14 protein-coding genes are annotated in these 18,091 nt (G+C 69.8%); 9 read left to right on the top strand and 5 right to left on the bottom strand.

The genetic code is table 11. The features are described 5' to 3' along the window. Positions 1-81: 81 nt before the first annotated feature. The 3 genes from AUC47_RS05790 to ligD all read left to right on the top strand — a co-directional run bounded on the left by AUC47_RS05790 (position 82) and on the right by ligD (position 4,946). Positions 82-2,532, top strand: coding sequence for an ATP-dependent helicase (locus AUC47_RS05790; RefSeq protein ID WP_096714270.1), 2,451 nt, complete (start codon positions 82-84; stop codon positions 2,530-2,532). 26 nt (positions 2,533-2,558) lie between these two features. Continuing rightward, positions 2,559-3,806, top strand: a complete 1,248-nt coding sequence (locus AUC47_RS05785) for an SseB family protein (RefSeq protein WP_096714269.1) — start codon at positions 2,559-2,561, stop codon at positions 3,804-3,806. An 87-nt stretch (positions 3,807-3,893) separates the two neighbouring features. After that, positions 3,894-4,946 carry a non-homologous end-joining DNA ligase gene (gene ligD / locus AUC47_RS05780; protein ID WP_096714268.1) on the top strand — a complete coding sequence of 351 codons (1,053 nt, stop codon included), beginning with the start codon at positions 3,894-3,896 and terminating at the stop codon, positions 4,944-4,946. Between the two features lie 23 nt (positions 4,947-4,969). On the opposite strand, the gene AUC47_RS05775 is transcribed toward ligD, so the two are convergent. Both AUC47_RS05775 and AUC47_RS05770 read right to left on the bottom strand, forming a co-directional pair. Continuing rightward, the gene (locus AUC47_RS05775; RefSeq protein ID WP_096714267.1) at positions 4,970-6,013 is read right to left on the bottom strand and encodes an ATP-dependent DNA ligase; all 1,044 of its coding nucleotides are present in this window, start codon (positions 6,011-6,013) and stop codon (positions 4,970-4,972) included. A gap of 59 nt (positions 6,014-6,072) precedes the next feature. Continuing rightward, complete coding sequence (locus AUC47_RS05770; protein ID WP_096714266.1) at positions 6,073-7,521, bottom strand: phytoene desaturase family protein; 1,449 nt, start codon at positions 7,519-7,521, stop codon at positions 6,073-6,075. A 41-nt stretch (positions 7,522-7,562) separates the two neighbouring features. Here AUC47_RS05770 and AUC47_RS05765 point away from each other — a divergent pair, with 41 nt between their 5' ends. Then, positions 7,563-8,048, top strand: coding sequence for a hypothetical protein (locus AUC47_RS05765; RefSeq protein ID WP_096714265.1), 486 nt, complete (start codon positions 7,563-7,565; stop codon positions 8,046-8,048). A gap of 37 nt (positions 8,049-8,085) precedes the next feature. On the opposite strand, the gene AUC47_RS05760 is transcribed toward AUC47_RS05765, so the two are convergent. Both AUC47_RS05760 and AUC47_RS05755 read right to left on the bottom strand, forming a co-directional pair. Further along, complete coding sequence (locus AUC47_RS05760) at positions 8,086-9,321, bottom strand: acyl-CoA dehydrogenase family protein (RefSeq protein WP_096714264.1); 1,236 nt, start codon at positions 9,319-9,321, stop codon at positions 8,086-8,088. Between the two features lie 96 nt (positions 9,322-9,417). Then, positions 9,418-10,080 (bottom strand): TetR/AcrR family transcriptional regulator, encoded by a 663-nt coding sequence (locus AUC47_RS05755; protein ID WP_096714263.1) that lies wholly within the window; start codon positions 10,078-10,080, stop codon positions 9,418-9,420. 140 nt (positions 10,081-10,220) lie between these two features. On the opposite strand from AUC47_RS05755, the gene sucC reads away from it, so the two are divergent. Beyond that, complete coding sequence (sucC, locus tag AUC47_RS05750; protein ID WP_096714262.1) at positions 10,221-11,387, top strand: ADP-forming succinate--CoA ligase subunit beta; 1,167 nt, start codon at positions 10,221-10,223, stop codon at positions 11,385-11,387. 18 nt (positions 11,388-11,405) lie between these two features. Continuing rightward, positions 11,406-12,308, top strand: a complete 903-nt coding sequence (gene sucD / locus AUC47_RS05745; protein WP_096714261.1) for a succinate--CoA ligase subunit alpha — start codon at positions 11,406-11,408, stop codon at positions 12,306-12,308. 132 nt (positions 12,309-12,440) lie between these two features. On the opposite strand, the gene AUC47_RS05740 is transcribed toward sucD, so the two are convergent. Further along, entirely contained in the window at positions 12,441-13,898 is a 1,458-nt protein-coding gene (locus AUC47_RS05740) for an NCS2 family permease (protein WP_096714362.1), read from the bottom strand. Positions 13,899-13,989: 91 nt separating this feature from the next. On the opposite strand from AUC47_RS05740, the gene AUC47_RS05735 reads away from it, so the two are divergent. From AUC47_RS05735 to purH, 3 genes are read left to right on the top strand one after another with little or no spacing between them, the layout of a single operon-like run. Next, positions 13,990-15,399, top strand: a complete 1,410-nt coding sequence (locus AUC47_RS05735; RefSeq protein ID WP_256999461.1) for a cell division protein PerM — start codon at positions 13,990-13,992, stop codon at positions 15,397-15,399. Between the two features lie 43 nt (positions 15,400-15,442). Further along, positions 15,443-16,024, top strand: coding sequence for a phosphoribosylglycinamide formyltransferase (gene purN, locus AUC47_RS05730; RefSeq protein WP_096714260.1), 582 nt, complete (start codon positions 15,443-15,445; stop codon positions 16,022-16,024). A gap of 55 nt (positions 16,025-16,079) precedes the next feature. Then, positions 16,080-17,687: a bifunctional phosphoribosylaminoimidazolecarboxamide formyltransferase/IMP cyclohydrolase gene (gene purH / locus AUC47_RS05725; RefSeq protein WP_096714259.1), complete on the top strand. Its 1,608-nt coding sequence runs from the start codon at positions 16,080-16,082 to the stop codon at positions 17,685-17,687. Positions 17,688-18,091: the final 404 nt, after the last annotated feature.

Below are 18,091 nucleotides of genomic sequence, written 5' to 3'. Positions count from 1 at the left end.
CGAACGCACCCGCCCGTCTCGTGGGCAGGCCCCCGGACCCCGGCTCCCGGTGTCGGTGGCGACGCCTAGACTCTTAAGGCCATGACCGAAGCCCCCCTCATCGTTCCCGGATCCGTCGGCCCGCGCTCCACCGGGGAGCAGGGTCAGGACGACCTCCTCGCCGGCCTCAACCCCCAGCAGCTCGAGGCCGTCACCTATCGCGGCCCCGCGCTGCTGATCGTCGCGGGCGCCGGCTCGGGCAAGACCAGCGTGCTCACGCGTCGCATCGCCTCGCTACTCCGTTCTCGCGAAGCATGGCCGAGCCAGATCCTCGCGATCACGTTCACGAACAAGGCCGCGGGCGAGATGCGCGAGCGCGTCGAGGGCATCGTCGGCGAGGCGGCCCGCGGAATGTGGATCTCGACGTTCCACTCGGCGTGCGTGCGCATCCTGCGTCGCGAAGCGCAGCAGTTCGGATTCACGAAGTCGTTCACGATCTACGACTCGGGCGACTCGCGCGCCCTCATCAAGCGTCTGGTCAAGGAGCACGAGGCCGACGCGTACGGTCTCACTCCGGCGTCGGTGCAGGGGCGCATCTCGAAGCTCAAGAACGAACTGTCGGATGCCGAGGCGTACGCACGCCAGGCGAACATGAGCGATCCCGCGGAACGCATCTTCGTCGAGCTCTTCACCGACTATCAGCGACAGCTGCAGAAGGCGAACGCGTTCGACTTCGACGACCTCATCGGTCAGACGGTGTACCTGTTCCGCGCCTTCCCGCAGGTGGCCGACACCTATCGTCGGCGGTTCCGGCACGTGCTCGTCGACGAGTACCAGGACACGAACCACGCGCAGTACGCGCTCATCCACGAGCTGACGCGCCCCGTCTCCGGAGACGCCCCCGACCCGTATGCCTCGAACGGCATGATGATCTTCGAGCCCGAGACGACGCCGGAGCTCGAGGGTGCATCGCTGACAGTGGTCGGCGACTCCGACCAGTCGATCTACGCGTTCCGCGGCGCCGACATCCGCAACATCAGCGAGTTCGAGCGCGACTTCCCCGGAGCCAAGGTGGTGCTGCTCGAGCAGAACTATCGTTCGACGCAGAACATCCTCTCCGCGGCGAACTCGGTCATCGGCAACAACTTCGACCGCAAGGACAAGAAGCTCTGGAGCGACAAGGGAGACGGCGACAAGGTCATCGGCTTCACCGGGTACTCGCAGCACGACGAGGCCCAGTTCGTCGCCGATGAGATCGAGGCGCTGCGACGCGCCGGAATGCCGTACTCCGAGATCGCTGTCTTCTACCGCACGAATTCGCAGTCGCGTGCGCTGGAGGAGATCTTCATCCGCTCCGCTGTGCCGTACAAGATCATGGGCGGCACGAAGTTCTACGAGCGCGCCGAGATCAAGGACGCGCTCGCATACCTCGTGGCGGTCGCGAACCCGGCTGACGAGATGGCGGTGCGCCGCATCCTCAACAAGCCTCGCCGCGGCATCGGCGACGTGACCGAGACCGCGATCGCGCGGTTCGCGGAGGACCACGACATCACCTTCCGTCAGGCGCTGTCGGTGCCAGGTCAGCTCGGGGTGGGGCCGAAGATCCAGGCGGCCATCGCGCAGCTCGACGCGACGCTCGCCGAGGCGACCGAGATCATGCTTCCCGCATCGGGGGAGGTGCCGCCGCCGACTTCCGTCGCCGACGGCCTCAGCGTGCTGCTGTCGAAGAGCGGGTACCTCGACGCTCTGCGCGCGAGCCGCGACCCTCAGGACGAGGCGCGGGTCGAGAACCTCGACGAGTTCGTCGCGGTCGCGAGGGACTTCGCGCGGAACAACCCGGAGGGCACGATCGTCGACTTCCTCACCGAGGTGGCGCTGGTGTCGGATGCCGACGACCTCGACGACGAGTCGGGCACCGTGTCGCTCATGACGATGCACACCGCGAAGGGGCTCGAGTACGACGCGGTCTTCGTGACGGGAGTCGAGGAGGACCTCATCCCGCACCGCATCTCGGCGGGCGAGCCGGGCGGGCCGCAGGAGGAGCGCCGTCTCTTCTACGTCGGCATCACGCGCGCACGGAAGCGCCTGCACCTGTCGCTCGCTATGACGCGCGCCCAGTTCGGCGAGGTCTCGGTCGCGATGCCGAGCCGGTTCCTGCAGGAGATCCCGGCCGGACTGATCGACTGGCGGCAGTCGCCTGGCGACGTGAACTCGCGCGGCGGTACGCAGTCTCGCGCTCTGAACGCTCGACGAGGCGGCGGCGGGTTCGGCGGATCGGGTGACCGCTTCGGTGTGAAGCCGCTGCCCGGCAGCGACTCACTGAAGCCCCTCTCGACTGCGATGGACAAGTTCCCGAACCGCGTCACGGCGAAGATGCGCGACAACGGCGACCTCGAGCTGACGGCGGGCGACCGCATCCGCCACTCCGACTTCGGAGAGGGTCGAGTGGATGCCGTCACGGGCGAGGGCGCGAAGCGGATCGCGCACGTGCGCTTCGATTCCGCCGGGCAGAAGAAGCTGCTGATCAAGGTCGCGCCGATCGAGAAGATCTAGCGGGGTCGCGGGTTAGGCTGGCTGATATGGCCCTGTTCTCCCGCCGCAAGAAGTCCGCTGACGACGTCGTCGCCGACCAGACCGAGGCAGACGCGACCCTTTCCGCCGACGAGGCCGACGGCACCGCGCCGCAGGCGCGCGACGGCGCGACGGTCGATCCGCAGAACGCCACCGGCATCGCATCCGACTCGACCGCCGCGACCGGCGCCGAAGGGGTAGCCGCTGCCCCGGAGGACGCTCCCGTCGAGGAGGCAGCGCCCGCCGTCGGCATCTCCGTGCAGGCCTTCCGCGGCGTCGGCGCGCAGGCCGGACCCGAGGTCTCGCTGCCCGACCCGAACGCCGCACCCTCTGCCTCGACTCCGGCATCCACGGCTCCCGTCGCGCCCGCCTTCGGGGGAGCCCCGGCTCAGCAGCCCGGCGATGCCCAGACCGAGCGCCGACTGCCGCTCGCGCCCGCGCTGCCGCCGGAGCAGACCGAGACGGTTCCCGGCATGAAGGACAACGTCCTGCTCCGTCAGGCCCTCGCGCAGATCGAGCAGGGTGCCACGAACGAGCAGCTCCTGGGCGTGCTGCGCCAGGCGCTGCAGGCGCACCTGTACATCCGGGTGAACGGCGATGCGCGCGCCCAGATCAGCGAGGGCAAGCCGCTCTCGGTCGCGGTCGTGCGCGATGGCGACCGGCAGTTCATGCTCGCCTTCAGCTCCGCGGGCGCCGTGCGCGACTCCGTGCAGCTGGAGACGGACCCCACCGCGACCTCGGCCGTCGCCCAGCCGGTGACATCGGTGCTGCAGCAGGTCGTCGCGGGCGATTTCGCCGGGCTCATCGTCGACAACGCCTCCGCGCCGCACCGCGTCGTCTTCCCGACCGAGCTCCTCGAGAAGGCACTCGAGCAGGCCGACGTCGAGATGACGGTGAAGTCACTGCTCGCCCAGCCGCGGGAGCAGGACACTGCGGCGAAGCTCGGTCAGGCGCTCGCCACCAAACGCATGTGGGTGGCGGTGAACGACGGCACCGGAACCGGCCAGCCCGGCATCGCGGAGGCGCAGACGGCCGACGGCAAGCGGTTCCTGCAGCTGTTCTCGCACCCGCTCGAGGTGCTGGCGCTCGGTCGAGGCGACCGTCCGCTGCCGTTCGAGCCCGAGCAGCTCGCCAAGCTGTTCGCCGGACATCCCGAGATGGCCGGTGTGATCCTGGACCCCGCGGGACCGACGCTGCTCATCGAGCGCGACGCGCTCGCGCCGGTGCTGGTGCTCGCGGTCGACGTGGGCGACTGACGCACGACCCGACCGGGCCGGCCGCATGGCGCCCGGCCTGCCTCGCCGGGGGTTCCGCGCGTCTCGCTCGCGCTCTAGGGTCGGAGCATGGCCTCCGAACGCGTGACCCTGACCGTCGTCGATCCGGATGGAGAGCGCGAGGTCGCACTGTCGAGCCCGAACCGGGTCGTGTGGCCCGAAGTCGGCATCACCAAGGCGGAGCTGGCCGAGTACTTCCAGCTCGCCAGCGTGCCGTTCCTCGCGGCCAACGGCAACCGTCCTGTCTCCTTGGAGCGGTTCCGCGACGGCGTCGGCAGCGAGGGCTTCTTCTCGAAGAACCCGCCGAAGGGCACGCCTGACTTCGTCGACGCGGTGACGCTGACCTACAACAGCGGGCGACGGCATCCGCAGATCGTGCTGAACCGCCCGAGCGCGATCGTGTGGGCCGCGCAGATGAACACGATCGTGTTCCACCCGTGGGCGTCGCTCGCGACCGACCCTGACAATCCGATCGAGCTGCGCATCGACCTCGACCCGCAGCCGGGTACGGACTTCGCGGATGCCGTGACCGCCGCCCACGAGCTGCGGACCGTGTTGCGCGAGGCCGGTCTCGAGGCGTTCGCGAAGACGAGCGGCAACCGCGGCCTCCACGTCTTCGCGCCCATCGAGCCGACGCACGAGTTCCTCGACGTGCGACATGCGGTGATCGCTGCCGGTCGCGAGCTGGAGCGCCGGATGCCGGAGCAGGTGACCACCAACTGGTGGAAGGAGGAGCGCGGAGAGCGGATCTTCGTCGACTTCAACCAGGCGAATCGCGACCGCACGATGGCGGGTGCCTACAGCCCGCGCGCTCTGCCGAAGGCGACGGTGTCGACGCCGGTCCACTGGGATGAGCTCGACGATCTGGATCCATCGCAGTTCACCGTGCGCAGCATCCCGAAGCGGCTCGACGAGATCGGCGACCCGTGGGCCGAGAAGCAGGCGTCGCCTGGACGCATCGACACCCTGCTCGAGTGGTGGGAGCGGGACAAGGCCGACGGGCTCGGCGAGCTGCCGTTCCCTCCCGAGTTCCCGAAGATGCCCGGTGAGCCGCCGCGCGTGCAGCCGAGCAAGAAGGTCGCTGCGAACTGGGACGAGAACGGCGCGCCGACCGGCGACTGAAGGCGGGTGCCGGATGCCGCGCCTCAGCCGATCACGTCGGCGAGGTCGTATCCGGCGACGGTGTCGAGCTGGTCGTAGGTGCACGAGCGCGCGTCGCGGTCGGGCCGCCAGCGCTCGAACTGCACGGTGTGGCGGAACCGGTCGCCCTCGAGCTGGTCATACCGCACCTCGAGCACCCGCTCCGGGCGCAGCCGCACGAACGACACGTCCTTGGAGCCGCTGAACCGTGAGCGCTCGCTCTCACCCGTCACCGCGGCGCCGTCCTCGTCGCGCTCGACCAGCGGAGCGAGCTCGTCGACGAGCTCCTGCCGACGCTTGTCGCTCCACGCGGCGACGCCACCGACCTGGTGCAGTCGCCCGTCGGCGTCGTAGAGGCCGACCAGCAACGACCCGACGCCGCTGCCCGACTTGTGGATGCGGTAGCCGAGCGCCACGACATCGGCGGAGCGCGCGTGCTTGACCTTGATGAGGGTGCGCTTGCCCGGCGCATAGGGCTGATCCAGCGGCTTCGCGACGACGCCGTCGAGTCCCGCACCTTCGAACTCGGCGAGCCAGCGGACGGCCGCGTCGCGATCGGTGGTGGTGCGGGTGATGTGCAGCGGGTGCTCGACCTTCGCCATCAGCGCTTCCAGGCGGTCACGGCGCTCTCGGAAGGGCGACTGCAGCAGATCGTCGTCGCCCTCGGCCAGCAGGTCGAAGGCGATGAACATAGCGGGCGTCTCGGCCGCCAGCTTCGCGACGCGGGACGCGGCCGGATGGATGCGCTGGCTCAGCGCCTCCCAGTCGAGTCGTTGCGCACCTTCACGGCCGGTCGCGACGACGATCTCGCCGTCGAGCAGGCAGGGACCCGGGAGGAGCTCGGGGATCGCTTCGACGAGTTCGGGGAAGTAGCGGGTGAGCGGTTTCGCGCCCCGGGAGCCGATCTCGACCGTCTCGCCGTCCCACGCGATCAGGCCGCGGAATCCGTCCCACTTCGGCTCGAACAGCAAGCCGCCGGTCGTCTTCGCGGGGTCGGGGACGGATGCCGCCGCCTTGGCGAGCATGGGAGCGGGGATCTCGTAGCGCATGGACCCATCCTGGCCCGGGAACGGGTCGCGGCAGAAGGGGCTGGCGCGCAGTGGCCCTGCTAGAACAGGTCGGCGAGGGTGGCTCGCTCACCGGCGTCCGCGAGGGCGGTGCGCGCGGCGTGCCATCCCGCCAGCCCGTTCACGCCGGGGCCCGGCGGGGTCGATGACGAGGCGAGGTATACGCCGCGCATCGGGGTGCGCCAGGGCGCGGTGCTGAGCACCGGACGCCGGACGGCCTGCGGGATCGTGAAGGCGCCGCCGAGGATGTCGCCGCCGATCTCTGCGGGGTTCACCGCCTCCCGCGCGGAGGCCGGAACCGAGTGATGCGCGAGGATCCTGTCGCGGAACCCCGGCGCGAAGCGCTCGACCTGCCGCGTGATGAGCTCGGTCGCGTCGAGGTCGGAGTTCGCCGGCACATGGATGTACGCCCACAGCACCGCCTTGCCCTCGGGGGCGCGGGTCGGGTCGAAGACCGACGGTTGCACGGTGAGCACGTACGGACGGTCGCTGACCCGGCCGCGGGCGACGGCGTTCTCGCTCGCCGCGACCTCGGCTCTGGTGCCGCCGAGGTGCACGGTCGGCGCCTGCGCCACGTCGGGATTCGTCCAGGGGATCGGTCCGTCGAGCGCGAAGTCGACCTTGGCGGCGGCGGCCCCGTACCGGTACCCCTGGATCGCTCGGGCGTAGCGGCTCGGAATGTCGGGGTGGGTGAGCAGCAGGCGCGGCGACGTGTTGAGCAGAAGCAGGTCGCCGGCATCCGGGTCGCCCCAGTCGAGATCGCCGAGATCGGTGACATGCACGCCCGACTCGACCGAGCCGCCGTGCGCCTCGATGTCGGCGACCATGGCGTCGGCGATGCGCTGCGCTCCGCCGCGGGGGTACATCCAGCCGCCCGCGTGTCCCGCTGCGGCGAGCAGCAACCCGGCGGCGGAGGCGGCGAGCGACGGCATCCGCGCCGGGGCATGGGCGAGCACGCCGGAGATGAGCCCGGCTGCCTCGTCGGTGCGGAACGAGAGGTCGGCGAAGGGCGTGCCCTGGTCGATCATGCGCAGGCCGAAGCGCAGCGCCGTGAGCGGTTCGCGGGGGATCCGCAGCATCTGATTCCCGGTGAAGTCGACGACGCCGTCGATGTGCCGACTCAACGGGCGCAGCAGCGCGAGCCAGGCCTTCCCGTCGACGCCCAGTCCGGCAGCGGTCTTCTCGATGTCGCGCCAGGCGACGCCGGCACGGCCGCCGTCGAGCGGGTGGGCGTAGGAGATCTCCGGCACGATCCAGTCGATGCGGTCGGCCAGGCCGAACGCCTGGAAGAAGGGCGACGACAGCGCGGCGGGGTGCACGGCCGAGCAGATGTCGTGCACGAACCCGGGAAGCGTGGTCTCGGCACTGCGGACGCCGCCGCCGATCGTGTCCGCGGCTTCGAGCACGCGCACCTCGTAGCCGGCTCGGGCGAGGGAGACCCCCGCCGCGAGGCCGTTCGGACCGGATCCGATGATCGTCGCGCGAACCATGCCGCCAGTCTTCCACGTCGGAACGTGAGATCCTGGAGGAGATGAACGAAGTCCAGGGCCCGACCCCCACCGGCACCTCCCGTCCGTACCGATCGCTCCGCGAGGCGCTCCGCGCTCACCGCATCGCCGAGGAGAACCACGAGTTCATCACGGCGATCATGGATGCCGTCGGCATCTCCTCCTACATCGACCGCGGCCGCTACATCGAGGCGATCCGTCGCGGCGACGGCGTCAGCCTGCACATCGGCAAGACCTACACGAACGGCTTCACCGAGGACGAGGTCGTCGTCGTCGGGTCGACGCCGCTGCGCCTGCGGGCGAGCGAGGGTCGTGCGCCGTTCTTCTACGTCACGCACCCGAGCGAGTTCCGCCCGATCACTCCGGTGAAGGCCAAGCGGTCGTCGACGCCGCGCGCGGCCGCCGCACCGCGCGTCGCCGCGACGCCGAAGCCCGTCGAGCGGGACTACGGCGTGTGCGATGTGTGCTTCATGGTGAAGACGCCCGCCGGCGGCTGCGGCTGCGACTGACGCATCCGTCGCATGTCGCTCGCCCTCGGGCGAGGGGTCAGGCGAACGCGCTCTTCCCGGTGATGTCACGGCCGAGAAGCAGGGCCTGCACGCTCTCGGTGCCCTCGTAGGTGTGGATGGCCTCGATGTCTGCCATGTGCTGCATCACGCCGTACTCCAGCAGGATGCCGTTGCCGCCGAGCAGATCGCGCGCGGTCGCCGCCACCCGCCGCGCCGCGCGGGTGTTGTGGAACTTCGCGAGCGACGCCTGTGTGGGCCGGAGCTCGCCCGCCGTTTCGAGGTCGGCCAGGCGGCGGCAGTACAGCTGCATCGCGGTGAGGTCCTCGAGCATGTGCGTCAGCCGCTCCTGCACCATCTGGAACCCGGCGAGAGGCTTGCCGAACTGCACCCGCGTCTTGGCGTAGGCGAGGGCGGCCTCGTAGCAGGCGGTCGCGTGGCCGAGGGCCGACCAGGCGACGCCGGAGCGCGTCGCGTAGAGGACGGTGGACGCGTCCTTGAAGCTCTTCGTTCCCGGGAGCACGGCGTCGAGCGGCACGCGAACGTCGTCGAGGCGGATGTGCGCCTGGTGGATCGCTCGCAGCGATGCCTTGCCCCGGATCGCCGTGCCCGCGTATCCGGGCGTCTCCTGCTCCACGAGGAAGCACCGCACCGAGCCGTGCCCCTCGTCCGACTCGTCGTCGACGCGCGCCCAGACGAACGTGATGCCGCCGGAGGCGCCGTTGCCGATCCACTTCTTCGCGCCACGGAGGACCCACTCGTCGCCGTCGCGACGGGCGACCGTCTCGAGCGACACGGAGTCGGAGCCGTGGTCGGGCTCGGTCAGGGCGAACGAGCCCAGCACGGAGCCGTCGGCGAGTGCCGTCAGCCAGCGCTCCTGCTGTGCGGGCGAGCCGAACAGTGCGAGAGTGCGCAGTGCGAGACCGCCCTGCACGGCGAGCACGGTGCCGAGCGATCCGTCGCCCCGGGAGATCTCCATGTTCACCAGCCCCGCCGCGAGCGGAGAGAGGTGCGTGAGAGACGGATGGTCGATCCCGTCCACGACGAGGTCCATCTCGCCCATGCGGCGGGCGGCGTCGAGCGGGTACTCGGCGCGGTCCCAGGCGTCGGCCATCTGCGGCCCGACCTCGTCGATGTACGCCTTCGCGCGGTCCCAGGCCGCGCGGTCGGCATCCGGGATGTCGGCGAAGACCGCGTAGTAGTCGCTGTCCTGTCGGGCGGTGATGTCGTACGAGGCGACGCGCTCGCCGGGGAGGGGGGAGGCTGCAGTGCTCATGGGGACTCCTTCGTGGACCTGAGTATCGTACTCCTCGGTACTCGGTTTCACGAAGGCGAGCGAGCGAAGCGCCGGGCGGTGCGCGAAGCCCGCGAGTCAGTCCAGCTGCGAGCGAAGGCGGCGGGTGATCTCCGCAACCGGCATCGACCGGGGGAAGACGGCGACCACGACGTCGTCGGGTGCGCCCGTCTCCGCCTCCGCCGGCACGCCGTAGCGACGCCGTGCGTCGGCGAGGGCGGTCTGCAGCGTCGACAGCGGCACCTTCTTCTTGCCGCGGAGCAGCTGCCGCAGCACGTGGTTGTGCACTGCGGTGACCAGGGCGGCGAAGCCGACGGCATCCAGCGGGTCCACTCCGGGCAACGCGGTGCGCAGGTAGTCGTCGAAGAGGCGCTCGTATCGGAAGACCGTGATGATCTCGCGCTCGCGCAGCACCGGCACCTGGCGCACCACCTGATAGCGGCGGCGGGCCAGCTCCGGGTCGCGGGCGAAATGCGCGAAGACCGACTCGGATGCCGCGCAGACGGCGCCCCACGGGTCGTCGTGCCCCTCGGCGAGATACTCGCGGAGCTGGCCGAGCATGACCTCGTGGTCGGCGAACACGACGTCCTCCTTGCCGCCGAACTGGCGGAAGAACGTCGAGCGGGAGACCCCGGCGGCCTTCGCGATCTGCTCCACGGAGGTCTGGTCGAAGCCCTGCGCCTGGAAGAGCTCGAGTGCTGCGGCGACGACGGCGTCGCGCGAATCGGAGAAGTCTCGCATAGCGAAAGCCTAGAACCTCCGAGCGCGCGCCAGCGGTTTCCGCGCTCCGGGGCGCTCAGGCCGAGGTAGTAGGCTGGGGGACTGGTCGATGTCTCGACATCGAGAGAATTACCAGACAGCAGCCCAGTGAAGGAACCACAGTGGATCTGTACGAGTACCAGGCACGAGACGTTTTCGAGAAGTACGGAGTGCCGGTCCTCGCCGGCATCGTCGCGGACACCCCTGAGGAGGTGAGGGCGGCGGCCGAGAAGATCGGCGGAGTGGTCGTCGTCAAGGCTCAGGTGAAGACCGGCGGCCGTGGCAAGGCGGGCGGCGTCAAGGTCGCCAAGACCCCCGACGAGGCGTACGAGGCGGCCAAGGCCATCCTCGGTCTCGACATCAAGGGCCACGTGGTCAAGCGCGTCATGGTCGCGCAGGGTGCGCGCATCGCCGAGGAGTTCTACTTCTCCGTGCTGCTCGACCGCGCCAACCGCTCGTACCTGAGCCTCTGCTCGGTCGAGGGCGGTATGGAGATCGAGGAGCTCGCGGTCGAGCGTCCCGAGGCCCTGGCACGCGTCGAGGTCAACCCGCTCACGGGTATCGACAAGGAGAAGGCCGTCGAGATCGCCCGCGCGGCGAACTTCCCCGAGGACCTCGTCGAGAAGGTCTCCGACGTCTTCGTGAAGCTGTTCGACGTCTACAAGGGCGAGGACGCGACTCTCGTCGAGGTCAACCCGCTCGTCCGCACCGAGGAGGGCGACATCATCGCCCTCGACGGCAAGGTCACGCTCGACGACAACGCCTCTGAGATCCGTCACCCGGAGCACGAGGAGCTCGAGGACAAGGACGCCGCCGACCCGCTCGAGGCCAAGGCCAAGAAGTCGGGCCTCAACTACGTGAAGCTCGACGGCGAGGTCGGCATCATCGGCAACGGCGCCGGGCTCGTCATGTCGACGCTCGATGTCGTCGCCTACGCCGGCGAGAATCACAACGGCGTCAAGCCGGCGAACTTCCTCGACATCGGTGGGGGAGCCTCGGCAGAGGTCATGGCCAACGGCCTCGATGTCATTCTCGGCGACCCGCAGGTCAAGAGCGTCTTCGTGAACGTCTTCGGCGGCATCACCGCCTGCGACGCCGTCGCGAACGGCATCAAGGGCGCCCTCGAGACCCTCGGCTCCGCGGCCTCCAAGCCGCTCGTCGTGCGCCTCGACGGCAACCGCGTCGAGGAGGGTCGCGCGATCCTCGCGGAGTACGCGCACCCGCTCGTCACCCTGGCCGCCACGATGGACGAGGGCGCCGACAAGGCCGCCGAGCTCGCCAACGCCTGAGACTGAAGGACTAGAAGAATGTCGATCTACCTCAACAAGGACTCCAAGGTCATCGTCCAGGGCATCACCGGCGGCGAGGGCACGAAGCACACCGCGCTCATGCTGAAGGCCGGCACCCAGGTCGTCGGCGGCGTGAACGCTCGCAAGGCCGGCACCACGGTCTCGCACACCGACAAGGACGGCGCGGCCGTCGAGCTGCCGGTCTTCGGCTCGGTCGCCGAGGCCATGAAGGAGACCGGCGCCGACGTGTCGATCGCCTTCGTCCCCGGTGCTTTCACCAAGGACGCGATGATCGAGGCCATCGACGCCGAGATCCCGCTGCTCGTCGTCATCACCGAGGGCGTCCCCGTGGGCGACTCGGCCGAGGCGTGGGCGTACGCGCAGAGCAAGGGCAACAAGACTCGCATCATCGGCCCGAACTGCCCCGGCATCATCACGCCGGGCGAGGCGCTCGTCGGCATCACGCCGGCGAACATCACGGGCAAGGGCCCGATCGGCCTCGTGTCGAAGTCGGGCACCCTGACGTACCAGATGATGTTCGAGCTGCGCGACCTGGGCTTCTCGACCGCCATCGGCATCGGCGGCGACCCGGTCATCGGCACCACGCACATCGACGCGCTCGCCGCGTTCGAGGCCGACCCCGAGACCAAGGCGATCGTCATGATCGGCGAGATCGGCGGCGACGCCGAGGAGCGCGCGGCCGACTACATCAAGGCGCACGTCACGAAGCCGGTCGTCGGCTACGTCGCGGGCTTCACGGCTCCCGAGGGCAAGACCATGGGCCACGCCGGCGCCATCGTCTCGGGCTCGGCGGGCACCGCTCAGGCGAAGAAGGAGGCCCTCGAGGCCGCCGGCGTCAAGGTCGGCAAGACGCCGTCCGAGACCGCCGCCCTGATGCGCGAGATCGTCGAGTCGCTCTGACGCGCTAAGCTGTTCGAGAAGGCCCCGGGCTCCACCCCGGGGCCTTTCTCATGCCCCGGTGCCGCGATCTGCGGCGTGCAGACACGAAGAGGGGCGGATGCCGCAGCATCCGCCCCTCTTCGTCGTCGCGGATCAGGCGACGCCGAACAGCGCCTCGATCGGGCCGCGGGCGAAGAAGAGCACGAACCCTGCCGCGACGATCCACAGCAGCGGGCTGATGCGCTTCGCCTTGCCGGAGAGGGCCTGCACGAGCACCCAGCTCACGAAGCCCGCGCCGATGCCGTTCGCGATCGAGTAGGTGAGCGGCATCACCGTGACCGTGAGGAAGACCGGCAGCAGCACGCTGAAGTCCGTGAGATCGATGTACTTGATCTGAGCCATCATCATCGCACCAACGATCACGAGCGCCGCGGCCGCGATCTCGGTCGGCACGATCGAGGTGAGCGGCGTGAGGAACATCGCCAGCAGGAACATCGCGCCGGTGATGACGTTCGCGAATCCGGTGCGAGCGCCCTCGCCGATGCCTGCGCCCGACTCGATGAACACGGTGCTCGACGACGACGAGGTTCCGCCGCCGACGATCGCGCCGACGCCCTCGACGACCAGCGCCGACTTGATGCGGGGGAAGTCGCCCTTCTCGTCGGCCAGGTCGGCCTCCTTGGCGAGGCCGGTCATGGTGCCCATGGCGTCGAAGAAGTTCGAGAACACGAGCGTGAAGACGATCATGACGATCGCGACGAGGCTGACCTTGCTCAGGTCGAAGCCGAAGTCGACGGCACCGACCAGGCTCAGGTCCGGCAGGCTGAACGGCGCACCCGAGAGTTCGGGCACCGTGAGGCCCCACCCGCCCGCGTTGCCGTCGGCGGCGGCGCCCAGGTGCCAGATCGCCTCGACGATCACGGCGAGCACGGTGCCCGAGACGAGGCCGATGAGCAGCCCGCCCTTGACCTTGCGTGCCACGAGGATGCCGGTGACGATCAGGGTCACGATGAACAGCACCGTCGGGACGGTGGCGACGGATCCGCCGACGCCCAGGCCGACGGGCGGGGATGCCGAACCGGTCGCGGTGACGAAGCCGGAGTTCACGAAGCCGATGAAGGCGATGAACAGACCGATGCCGACCGTGATCGCGATCTTGAGCTGGAACGGCACGGCGTCGAAGATCATCTTGCGCAGGCCGGTGACGGCGAGCAGCACGATCACGACACCGTTGATCATCACGAGCGCCATGGCCTCGGGCCACGTGACCTGGCCGACGACCGAGAACGCGACGAACGCGTTGATGCCGAGACCAGCAGCGAAGCCGAACGGCAGACGCGTGATGACACCGAAGAGGATCGTCATGATGCCGGCGGTGAGGGCCGTGGCGGCGCCGACGGCGCTGAAGTCGAGCGAGTTCCCGGCGACGTCGGCGGAACCGGACAGGATGATCGGGTTGAGGATCACGATGTAGGCCATGGTGACGAACGTCACCAGACCACCTCGGATCTCGGTGCCGAGGGTGGAACCGCGCTTGCTGATCTCGAAGAAGCGGTCGAGCGCGCTCGCCGGTTCGGTCTTCGAGGCGGTGAGGGACGGGGCAGTTGACATCGGGAAACCTCCGGAGGAGACGATATCGCGTCCGCCGCCTCGCGCGCGCCCGCGGGCGACGGCGGGCTTCTCGTCGTAGTCTCGAAACGTCATGCAACGCCTCCTCGTCGCGCTCCTCGCCGCTTTCGACGCCGCCATCGCGGCGGCCGTCGGGCTCGCGGCGCTTCTGGCGCCGCTCACCCTGCTCTGGACGCTGGCGTTCGGTGCGACGGCCGACTGGGGAGCGCTGTGGCCGCTCGCCGGCACCCTGTGGCAGTACGGCCACGGCGCTCCCGTCGACATCGAGATCGGCACCGAGGTCCTGCGGGCTGCGGGCGTCGCCCCGGATGCCGCGGTCTTCACGCTGTCGGTGACACCGCTCGCCTTCCTCCTGTTCACCCTGCTGTTCGCCGCGCGCTCCGGCGCGCGTGCCGCCCGAGCTGGAGCGTGGGTGCTCGGCGTCGCCTCCGGCACCGTGGCCATGGCGGTGATCGCGGCGGCTGTCGCTTTCACGGGCCGCATCGCCGCCGCCGAGACGCCGCTGCTCCTCGCCATCGCCCTGCCTCCGGCGGTGTACCTGGTGGGCGCGTCCGTCGGCGCGGTGCGCATCGCCTGGCAGGACGGCGACGGGGGCATCGTCGACCGGGTGCACGACGTCGTCGACTCGTGGGGCGGCTGGGGTCCGGTGCCGGCTTCCATCGCTCGTGGAGGGGCGTTCGCCGTCGTGACGATCACCGCGATCGCCGGACTCGCGCTCGCGATCCTCACGCTCGTCAGAGGAGGCGAGGTCGTCGCCCTGTTCCAGGCGGCACGGGTGGACGGCCTCGGCGCCACCGTGATCACCCTCGGCCAGCTCGCCTACCTGCCCACGATGCTCGTGTGGGCCACGTCGTGGATCGCCGGCCCCGGATTCTCGGTGGGTGTGGGCTCGGCCGTCTCACCCGCCGGCACGCAGCTTGGAATCGTGCCGGGTATCCCCGTGTTCGGACTGCTCCCCGAGAACACCACGATCTGGATGCTGATCGTCGTGCTGCTCCCGATCGGCGCCGGCGCGTTCGCCGGATGGGCCGTGCGCTCGCGACTCGTGTGGGAGGGGACCCCGCTACACACTGCCCCTCGTGCGGTCATCGCGGTCGGTGTGGGCGTCGTGACGGCCATCGTGGCGGCCCTCGCCGCCGTCCTCGCCTCGGGGTCGATCGGGCCGGGCCGCCTCACGGAAGCCGGACCCGCACCGCTTCCGTTCGCGCTCGCGCTGGGCGGAGAGGTGATGCTGGGTGCGGCGATCCTGCTGCTGTCTCCCCGCCACCGCGACGAGGTCGCCGAGGAGCGCACCGACCGGTGGATGGCTGCGATGACGGCATCCGACCCCTCTTCCGACGACGGAGTCGCGATCTCGTGGGACGACTCCGACCGTCGCGCGTGGGAGGACCAGAACCGCTCGTCGTCGACCGATCCCGACCCCTCCGGGGACCCGGCAGGATTCCGTCTGCCGCGCCGGGATCCCGCCGATCCGCTCGCCTGACTCGCGGTCGGGGGTGGTGCGAGGCCCCGGGTAGACTGGGCGCGTGCTCACGGTCGCCGTTCTCATCTCGGGCACCGGCTCGAATCTTCGTGCCCTTCTCGAGGCCGCTCGTGACCCCGATTTCCCCGCACGGGTCGTCGTCGTCGGAGCCGACCGGCAGGCCGACGGTCTCGCGCACGCCGAGGAGTTCGGAATCCCCAGCTTCACCGTCCCGTGGCACGAGCACGAGAGCCGGGAGGCCTGGGGAGAGGAGCTGGGGAACCAGCTCGCCGTCTGGAGCCCCGACCTCGTGGTGCTGAGCGGTCTGATGCGACTGCTGCCGCACGACCTGGTCGCCGCGTACTCACCGCGCCTCATCAACACGCACCCCGCGTACCTGCCCGAGTTCCCCGGAGCCCATGGCGTGCGCGATGCGCTGGCCGCAGGTGTCTCCGAGACCGGCGCGAGCGTCATCGTCGTCGACGACGGCGTCGACACCGGCCCCATCCTCGCTCAAGAGCGCGTGCCGGTGCTCGACGGCGACACCGAGCACACCCTCCACGAGCGCATCAAGCCCGTCGAGCGGCGCCTGCTCATCGACGTGGTGCGCCGCATCGCGACCGGTGAGCTGTCGCTCACCTCCTGAACCCATCACGCACGACCTCTCGCAGCATCACGATCTCTCGCAGAAGGAGCACCTCATGGCCGGCCCCCGCCACGACCACTCGTTGTACCGCGACCGCGACACCGTCCGCATCCGCCGTGCACTCGTCTCGGTGAGCGACAAGACCGACCTGCTGGTGCTCGCGAAGGCGCTGGCCGACGCCGGCGTCGAGATCGTGTCGACCGGCTCGACCGCCGCCGCGATCCGGGACGCGGGCTACGACGTGACCGACGTCGCGGCGGTGACGGGTGTCGCCGAGATGCTCGACGGTCGCGTGAAGACGCTGCACCCGAAGGTGCACGGCGCCGTGCTCGCAGACCTGCGCCTCGAGGACCATGAGCGTCAGCTCGCCGAGCTCGGCATCGAGCCGTTCGAGCTCGTCGTCGTCAACCTCTACCCGTTCGTCGAGACCGTCGCCTCGGGCGCCGAGGGCGACGACGTCGTCGAGCAGATCGACATCGGCGGCCCGGCGATGGTCCGCGCCGCGGCGAAGAACCACGCCAACGTCGCGATCGTCGTCTCGCCGCAGTCGTACCCCGGCATCATCCGCGCGATCGAAGAGGGTGGTACCGGGCTCATCCAGCGGCGCGAGCTCGCGGCGCGCGCCTTCGCCCACACGGCGGCCTACGACACCGCCGTCGCGTCGTGGTTCGCGGAGGGCACGCTGAGCGACGGCGACGACCTGCCCGCGCACCTCACGATCCAGGCCGAGCGGCTCGCGACGCTCCGCTACGGCGAGAACTCGCACCAGCGCGGCGCGATCTACACGCGATCCGGCGGCCACGGCATCGCTCAGGCCACGCAGCTGCAGGGCAAGGAGATGTCGTACAACAACTACGTCGACGCAGATGCTGCGCTGCGCGCCGCGTACGACATGGTCAAGCCGGCCGTGGCGATCATCAAGCACGCGAACCCCTGCGGTATCGCGACGACCGCCCCGAACGCCCTCGATCCGATCGCCAGCGCCCACCTGCGCGCCCACGAGTGCGACCCGGTCTCGGCATACGGCGGTGTGATCGCCGCGAACGGCACCGTCACCCTGAAGATGGCCGAGAACCTCAAGGACATCTTCACCGAGGTGATCGTGGCGCCGTCGTTCGAGCCGGCCGCGCTCGAGGTGTTCAAGGCCAAGAAGAACCTGCGTCTGCTGCAGCTGCCCGCCGACTGGCAGCAGGAGCGGATGGACGTGCGCCTCGTCTCGGGCGGATTGCTGCTGCAGGACGCCGACCGGTTCCCCGACGACATCGGCTCGGTCGCGAAGAACTGGGAGCTCGTGTCGGGCGAGCGTCCGAGCGACGAGGAGATGGAGAACCTCATCTTCGCGTGGAAGGCCTGCCGCGCCGTGAAGTCGAACGCGATCGTGCTCGCGAAGGACAACGCGACGGTCGGCGTCGGCATGGGCCAGGTCAACCGGGTGGACTCCTGCCGTCTCGCCGTCGAGCGCGCCGGTGATCGCGCGGCCGGGTCGGTCGCGGCATCCGACGCCTTCTTCCCCTTCGCGGACGGTCCGCAGGTGCTCATCGACGCTGGCATCACGGCGATCGTGCAGCCGGGCGGATCGGTGCGCGACGAGGAAGTCGTCGACGCCGCGCGCAAGGCCGGCGTGACGATGTTCTTCACCGGGGAGCGTCACTTCTTCCACTGATTCCGGGATTTCTTCGCCGAGACCCCTCATTCGCGCCGAGACCCCCTTCTGCCGACGTCGGCAGGAGGGGGTCTCGGCGATTTCCGGGGGTTTCGGCGACGCGAGCGTGCTGTCCGGCGGATCAGGCGGGAATTAGGCATTCCGGAGTATCGGCATGCTCGGCGCTGGATCCATTGAGCGGTCTGCGGCGCCGACCTACCGTGGACCGAGTGCCGGCTGCAGAGCGTGGCCGCTCAGCGTCACCCTGACCGGTGGCTATCCGATACAAGGAGTCCTCATGTTCGAGTTCCCGCCCTTCGACGACCCGTGGTGGCAGACCTGCGACGCGCAGATCCTCTGGGACCTCTACGGTCCCGGCAACTGACGGATCGTCTGTACCGACTGAGAACGAGAGGACCCTGCGG

The organism is Microbacterium sp. SZ1, assembly GCF_002362255.1.
GTDB lineage: Bacteria > Actinomycetota > Actinomycetes > Actinomycetales > Microbacteriaceae > Microbacterium.
The sequence above is the reverse complement of the archived record's forward strand: the minus strand, read 5'-3'. Positions and strand labels throughout refer to the sequence as shown.

Excerpts from the sequence above, each read along its gene's own strand:
- purH (WP_096714259.1), top strand. The coding sequence starts at position 16,080 with ATGGCCGGCCCCCGCCACGACCACTCGTTGTACCGCGACCGCGACACC.
- AUC47_RS05735 (WP_256999461.1), top strand. The coding sequence starts at position 13,990 with ATGCAACGCCTCCTCGTCGCGCTCCTCGCCGCTTTCGACGCCGCCATC.
- AUC47_RS05770 (WP_096714266.1), bottom strand. The coding sequence starts at position 7,521 with ATGGTTCGCGCGACGATCATCGGATCCGGTCCGAACGGCCTCGCGGCG.
- AUC47_RS05785 (WP_096714269.1), top strand. The coding sequence starts at position 2,559 with ATGGCCCTGTTCTCCCGCCGCAAGAAGTCCGCTGACGACGTCGTCGCC.
- sucD (WP_096714261.1), top strand. The coding sequence starts at position 11,406 with ATGTCGATCTACCTCAACAAGGACTCCAAGGTCATCGTCCAGGGCATC.
- ligD (WP_096714268.1), top strand. The coding sequence starts at position 3,894 with ATGGCCTCCGAACGCGTGACCCTGACCGTCGTCGATCCGGATGGAGAG.
- AUC47_RS05790 (WP_096714270.1), top strand. The coding sequence starts at position 82 with ATGACCGAAGCCCCCCTCATCGTTCCCGGATCCGTCGGCCCGCGCTCC.
- AUC47_RS05760 (WP_096714264.1), bottom strand. The coding sequence starts at position 9,321 with ATGAGCACTGCAGCCTCCCCCCTCCCCGGCGAGCGCGTCGCCTCGTAC.
- AUC47_RS05755 (WP_096714263.1), bottom strand. The coding sequence starts at position 10,080 with ATGCGAGACTTCTCCGATTCGCGCGACGCCGTCGTCGCCGCAGCACTC.
- AUC47_RS05765 (WP_096714265.1), top strand. The coding sequence starts at position 7,563 with ATGAACGAAGTCCAGGGCCCGACCCCCACCGGCACCTCCCGTCCGTAC.
- AUC47_RS05740 (WP_096714362.1), bottom strand. The coding sequence starts at position 13,898 with ATGTCAACTGCCCCGTCCCTCACCGCCTCGAAGACCGAACCGGCGAGC.
- AUC47_RS05775 (WP_096714267.1), bottom strand. The coding sequence starts at position 6,013 with ATGCGCTACGAGATCCCCGCTCCCATGCTCGCCAAGGCGGCGGCATCC.